Below are 5,518 nucleotides of genomic sequence, written 5' to 3' on the forward strand. Positions count from 1 at the left end.
TGATACCAGTCCGAGGGCATGCAGTACTGCGGTATCAATATTCCGTCGTTCAGTAACCGCAGTATACAGACTGTTTGCTGCGATAATGACAGGGGCCGGCGTTCCCGGAAGTATTTCAGAAAGGCAGACAGAAAGTATTTTGTTCTCCCCGTATTCGCCCAGGGTACGGACAAGCTGCTGCACACACCGGCGGCAGTCTTCCGTGAAGGGAACCCGTGAATCCGCCGCGTCTCCGGCAGAAAACGATGGAACGGTATGATGGTCTTTATAAGGGGTAAAGGCTTCAGCTCCCTCAAACCAGGTCTCTTCCATTTCAACGTAGTCGATGGCATCAAACCAGATATCCGGGTCTTCCGGTTTTGAATGACACCGGGATATATGGGGTGATAAGGCGGGAATAAGTGGCTGCATATTCTTCGGTCTTTATCCGTAACCAGGTACTGAATTTTCCTTACCCTATCATCATCAGATTTTTTTTCTTTCAGGGAAAAGCTTTATATTTGCCTTTATCAATCGATTATTCAATGCGGGGATGGTTTTAGTATGAAATGAAAAAGTGACCGCCGTTATGCGGTCACTTAACGGAATAAAGACGGTACGCTTATTTCACTTCCGGCATCAGCCCGATAAAGACGGTTTTCTTACGCGGACCGGTCATCAGGTCTTCCAGCTTTTCCACACACTGTAAATAGTGCGGCGTTTTCTTATGTGCCGCCACGGCCGCATCATCGGCATAGGCTTCATAAATATAAAAGCGGGTTTCCACTTCCGGGTCCTGTAATACATCAAAACGCAGGTTACCGGGCTCTTTTACCGACCCGAGATGATTTTCACGGAAAACGGCAATAAACTCGTCCACTTTGCCGGGTTTCACATTAATTTCCACTAATGTTACGTTCAAAATTTACCCCTTGTTCTTTTCGCTCAGGAACAGCTGATAAGCGTGTGCAGCACTTTCACCACCATGCACAACGGCACGGATCGCTTTCATCATGGCAACCGGGTCTTCGGACTGGAAGATATTCCGGCCCATATCCACCCCGGATGCGCCCTGGTCAATAGCGCGGAAACACATATCGAGTGCTTCGTTTTCCGGCAGTTTTTTACCGCCCGCAATAACAATCGGCACCGGACAACCGGCGGTGATACGCTCAAAACCTTCTTCAACAAAGTAGGTTTTGATGATATTGGCACCCATTTCGGCGGCAATACGGCTGGCGAGCGAGAAATAACGCTGATCACGTGCCATATCTTTACCCACCCCGGTCACTGCCATTACCGGCATACCGACACGCATTCCCGCATCCACCATACTGATGATGTTTTTGATGGACTGGTGTTCATGTTCGGTGCCGATATAGACCTGGGCTGCAACCGCCGCCACATTCAGGCGAACCGCATCATCCATTGCCACCGCAACCGCTTCGTTGGAGAGTTCGGTCAGGATGGAGTTAGCGCCGGATGCCCGCAGAACCACCGGTTTGTTGGTCGCGACCGGCACCTGTGCGCGCAGTATCCCGCGCGTACACATCAGAACATCGGTATGTTCAAAGAGCGGGGCAATATTAATATCAATCCGCTCAAGGCCGGTGGTCGGCCCCTGGAAATAGCCGTGGTCAAAGGCCAGCATGACCGTTTTATTGTCCTGCGGATTAAAAATACGGGCCAGACGCGATTGCATCCCCCAATCCAGCGAACCGCAGCCTTTGAGGGTATAAAGGGTGTTTTTTTGCGGCGTATTAAGCCCGAAGTCTTTGCCGTCACGGATATCATCTAAATCAGCCATGGAATTCTCCCCTGGTTAAACTGGCACGGAGGGTGTCCGCGCCATTGGTTAAATCAGCAACTACATCAGAAATCATAGTTGTTAATGTTCTCTTTGGTGAAGATCACGCGCTCAGGCAGCACCACAATCCCGTTGCCTTTTGCCTCGTAGTCATAGCCCTGAACACTGTTCGGGGAGACTTCAACTTCACCGACACCGGCGACGGTGATCTTATCGCCGACATTCAGCTCACCTTTTTTCATCAGTGCATCAGCCACGGCGACAGAAATCTCGCCTTGTTTGACCACATCCCATAACGCGAACTGATTAACGGTGCCGCGCTCCACATACGGGCGCATCACGTTCGGGGTACTGAACCCGACAACCGCCACATCGTTGCGTTTCAGGTTTTCTTTGGCCTGAGCCGCCGCAGGCAGGGCGTTGGCATCCGGTGCGATAATCACATCCAGATCACTCCAGGCATTAAGAATACCTTCGGCAGTCTGTAAGGATTTGGTGGCATCGTTATAACCATACTGGGTGGTAACCACTTCCCAGCCCGGATGCTCGGCTTCGATTTTCGCTTTCGCTTCTTTGACCCACTGGTTCTGGTCGGTTACGGTCGGGCTGGAATAGAAGAAGGCGACTTTGGCTTTCTCTTTTTTCACCTGATCCGCTGCCATATCCACCAGGATACCGCCGAGCTGTTTCGGTGTGCCCTGGTCGATATAAATGGATCGGCATTCCGGGTTGGTGTCGGAATCCCAGGTCAGGACTTTCACACCGCGCTGCATGGCGCGTTTCAGGGACGGACATAACCCGTCCGGCGAAACGGCAGAAACAATAATCGCGTCATAACCGCGGTTAACGAAGTTGTTGATCAGCTGTACCTGACCGGACACACTCGGCTCGGTCGGGCCGTCGTAGGTGACATCGATACCGAGTTTTTTCCCGGCGTCCACAGCACCCTGGCCGCCGCTGGTAAAGAAGCCGACACCGACAAGTTTAGGAATAAAGGCGACTTTTTCTGCTGCATTCGCCCAGGAAACACATGCGAGACTTAATGCAGTGGCGAGCGCCAGTTTTTTCATGATGGGTTTCATGGTTTTCTCCATTTCGTCAAATCTGTGATAACAAACGTGTTTTACTCTGATACGAATTGCCTGTTGCGTTTACGCGCCCACCAGCCAAGGATGTGATGTCGGTGTAAAGAAACGGAACGACCAACAACGGCAACAATAAGCAGCGCACCCGAGAGTGCACTGGAGACCTGATTCGGTACGCCGATCATCTGCAATCCCTGCTGTAAAAAGCCGATCAGCAACACAGCCAGCGCGGTGCCTAATACAGAGCCGGAACCGCCGTAAATATTGGCACCACCCAGCACAACAGCGGTGATAGCAGGCATCAGGAACGATGCCCCGAGATCCGCACGGGCAGAGCCGAAATAGGACACTAAAATGACGGATGCGAGTGCAGCGGAGACGCCGACCATCGCATACAGCAGACAGATAGTGCGTGTCACCGGGAAAGCACTGTAACGGGCGACACGGGCATTCTGTCCGATTAAAAAGACATTACGGCCCGGATGGGTGCGGTGCAGATAAAACCAGAACACCAGCACGCACAGGACAAAAATGATCAGCGGCAGCGGAATGCCGAGTAAATCAAGGTTAGCAAAATCAGTGAAGGCCGCCGGGAAGCCGCCGATCCCCTCAAAGCCGGTCGCACCGGATAATCCGGAGAGCAGCAGGGCGCAGCCGCCGAACAGATACATGGTGCCGAGTGTAATCACCAGCGGGTTAACACCGGTAAACAGGATCAGCAGCGCGTTAATCAGACCGCACAGAGCGCCGGTCAGCAGCGTCAGCGGAATAGCGGCAATCATCGGTACACCGGCCTGATTGAGTATGCCGAGTACAATGGCAGTCAGCCCGATAGTGGAGCCGAAGGAGATATCCATCCCGCCGCTGACAATCACCAGGGTCAGCGGCAGCGCCACCAGACCGATACAGATAAAGTCACTGGTACTGAACAGCAGTACGTTGACATCGAGCAGGCGCGGGTTACCCATACCGAATAACAGGATTTCGAGGACAATCAGCAGCGCCAGGGCAATTTCCCAGCCGTAACGTTTGGTGATGCTCATTTTTTCGCCTCCTGCGGTGCGGAAGGATTAAGGAACCGGGCATAGCGCTGGGCGCGGAGGTTTTTCTCCAGCGCCACACGCAGACGGCCGTCAAAGACCAGAACCGCGAGTAAAACAAACCCGGCGATAAAGTCATTCCACCAGGCAGGCAGTCTGAGCAGCACCAGCACACTATCAATCTGAGTCATAAAATAGGCACCGAGGATCGCACCGACAATGGTACCGGTACCGCCGAGCAGGCTGATCCCGCCCAGCACACAGGCGGCAATGGCTTTCATTTCCAGGCCGTTACCGGTCTGATTCGGGATAAAACCAATTTGTGAGGCGAAAACAATCCCTGCGAGTGCCGCCATCATGCCGTTTACCGAGAAGGCAATGATGCGGGTGCGATCAACCGGCACACCTAACTGACGTGCGCCCTGTAAGTTATCGCCGGTGGCGTAGAAACCGCGTCCGGCAGTGGTGCGGGACAGGAACAGGGTCATCAGAATAATCAGCAGGATAATAAACCAGCCGATTGGCGACAGCCCGAGGAAGATCGGTTTTGACAGATCTTTCAGTTCCGCCGGTAAACCTTCAATCCATTTCCCGCCGGTGAGCAGCAGCATAATGCCGCGATACAGCCCGAGCGTGCCGAGGGTGGCAACAATGGCGGGGATCCGCAGCCAGGTGACCAGGATGCCGTTGAAAAATCCGGCCAGCAGACCGGCGGCGACAGTCAGCAGGATCGCCACCGTCAGCGGCAGCCCCGCATTCAGCGCGATACCGACGATCACCGCACATAACCCTGTGGTGGAGCCGACAGACACATCAATATTGCGGGTCAGCATCACCAGGGTGGCACCGATGGCCAGCAGCATCTGGATTTGCGCACTGCCGAAAATCATGGTGACGGTTTGCAGACTGAAGTAACGGGTTTCCATACCGCCGAGCAGGACAAACAGGCAGAGAATAGCAAGCAGTGCCGTTACTTCACGGTTGTTCTGGATATATTTCAGCATGATGCGGCCTCCTGTAACGGGCTGCTTTCTGTTTCTGTCTGCGGACGGTGCTCGCCGAACGCCATATGCATAATGGTGTCGGTATTCAGCTCGTTGTGCTGCAATTCCCCGGAGAACTCGCCCTGATGCATCACCAGCACGCGGTCAGCCAGCGCCACCACTTCATCGAGGTCAGAGGAGATCAGTAAAATCGCCACATTTTGTTGCGCGATACTTTGTATCAGCTGATAAATGTCATTACGGGCACCGACATCCACGCCGCGTGTCGGTTCATCAATAATCAGCAGGGACGGATTGGCTTCGAGGCATTTGGCAATCAGAATTTTTTGCTGATTACCGCCGGACAGCGTGCGTACCGTCTGTTGTCCGTCACTGAATTTAATATTGAGGGCGCGGCGGTAACGCTCGAGCAATGCATCATCCCGCGAGCGGTTGACCAGCAGCCCCTGGTGGTTATGCACCAGCGCACCGATATTCCAGGTGAGCGGGGCATCAAGAAAAAGTCCGGAGGCCTGACGGTCTTCAGGTAAACAGACCAGCCCCCGGGTGAGGCGTTTTTCACTGCTGACACCGCGCAGATTGTCACCATTGAGGAAGACCTCT

At 53.5% G+C, this 5,518-nt stretch carries 6 protein-coding genes and 1 pseudogene; all 7 read right to left on the reverse strand.

The window, feature by feature from the left end; genetic code table 11:
• Positions 1–411 (reverse strand): annotated as a pseudogene (locus tag N7387_RS20815) (hypothetical protein); the annotation flags it as partial.
• A 190-nt stretch (positions 412–601) separates the two neighbouring features.
• Positions 602–901 carry a (4S)-4-hydroxy-5-phosphonooxypentane-2,3-dione isomerase gene (lsrG, locus tag N7387_RS20820; RefSeq protein WP_004239424.1) on the reverse strand — a complete coding sequence of 100 codons (300 nt, stop codon included), beginning with the start codon at positions 899–901 and terminating at the stop codon, positions 602–604.
• Positions 902–904: 3 nt separating this feature from the next.
• The gene (gene lsrF, locus N7387_RS20825; RefSeq protein ID WP_279800897.1) at positions 905–1,786 is read right to left on the reverse strand and encodes a 3-hydroxy-5-phosphonooxypentane-2,4-dione thiolase; all 882 of its coding nucleotides are present in this window, start codon (positions 1,784–1,786) and stop codon (positions 905–907) included.
• A 65-nt stretch (positions 1,787–1,851) separates the two neighbouring features.
• A complete protein-coding gene (lsrB, locus tag N7387_RS20830) occupies positions 1,852–2,868 on the reverse strand; it encodes an autoinducer 2 ABC transporter substrate-binding protein LsrB (protein WP_262861564.1) in 1,017 nt (338 codons plus the stop codon).
• A 41-nt stretch (positions 2,869–2,909) separates the two neighbouring features.
• Positions 2,910–3,914 (reverse strand): autoinducer 2 ABC transporter permease LsrD, encoded by a 1,005-nt coding sequence (lsrD, locus tag N7387_RS20835; RefSeq protein WP_004237496.1) that lies wholly within the window; start codon positions 3,912–3,914, stop codon positions 2,910–2,912.
• Complete coding sequence (lsrC, locus tag N7387_RS20840; RefSeq protein WP_274369403.1) at positions 3,911–4,915, reverse strand: autoinducer 2 ABC transporter permease LsrC; 1,005 nt, start codon at positions 4,913–4,915, stop codon at positions 3,911–3,913. Before lsrC ends, lsrD begins: the two co-directional genes overlap by 4 nt.
• Positions 4,909–5,518: ATP-binding cassette domain-containing protein (locus N7387_RS20845; RefSeq protein WP_279800898.1), on the reverse strand; the 610-nt coding region annotated here is incomplete at its 5' end. The genes lsrC and N7387_RS20845, both read right to left, overlap by 7 nt.

This window comes from Morganella sp. GD04133, from assembly GCF_029835375.1.
GTDB lineage: Bacteria > Pseudomonadota > Gammaproteobacteria > Enterobacterales > Enterobacteriaceae > Morganella > Morganella morganii_B.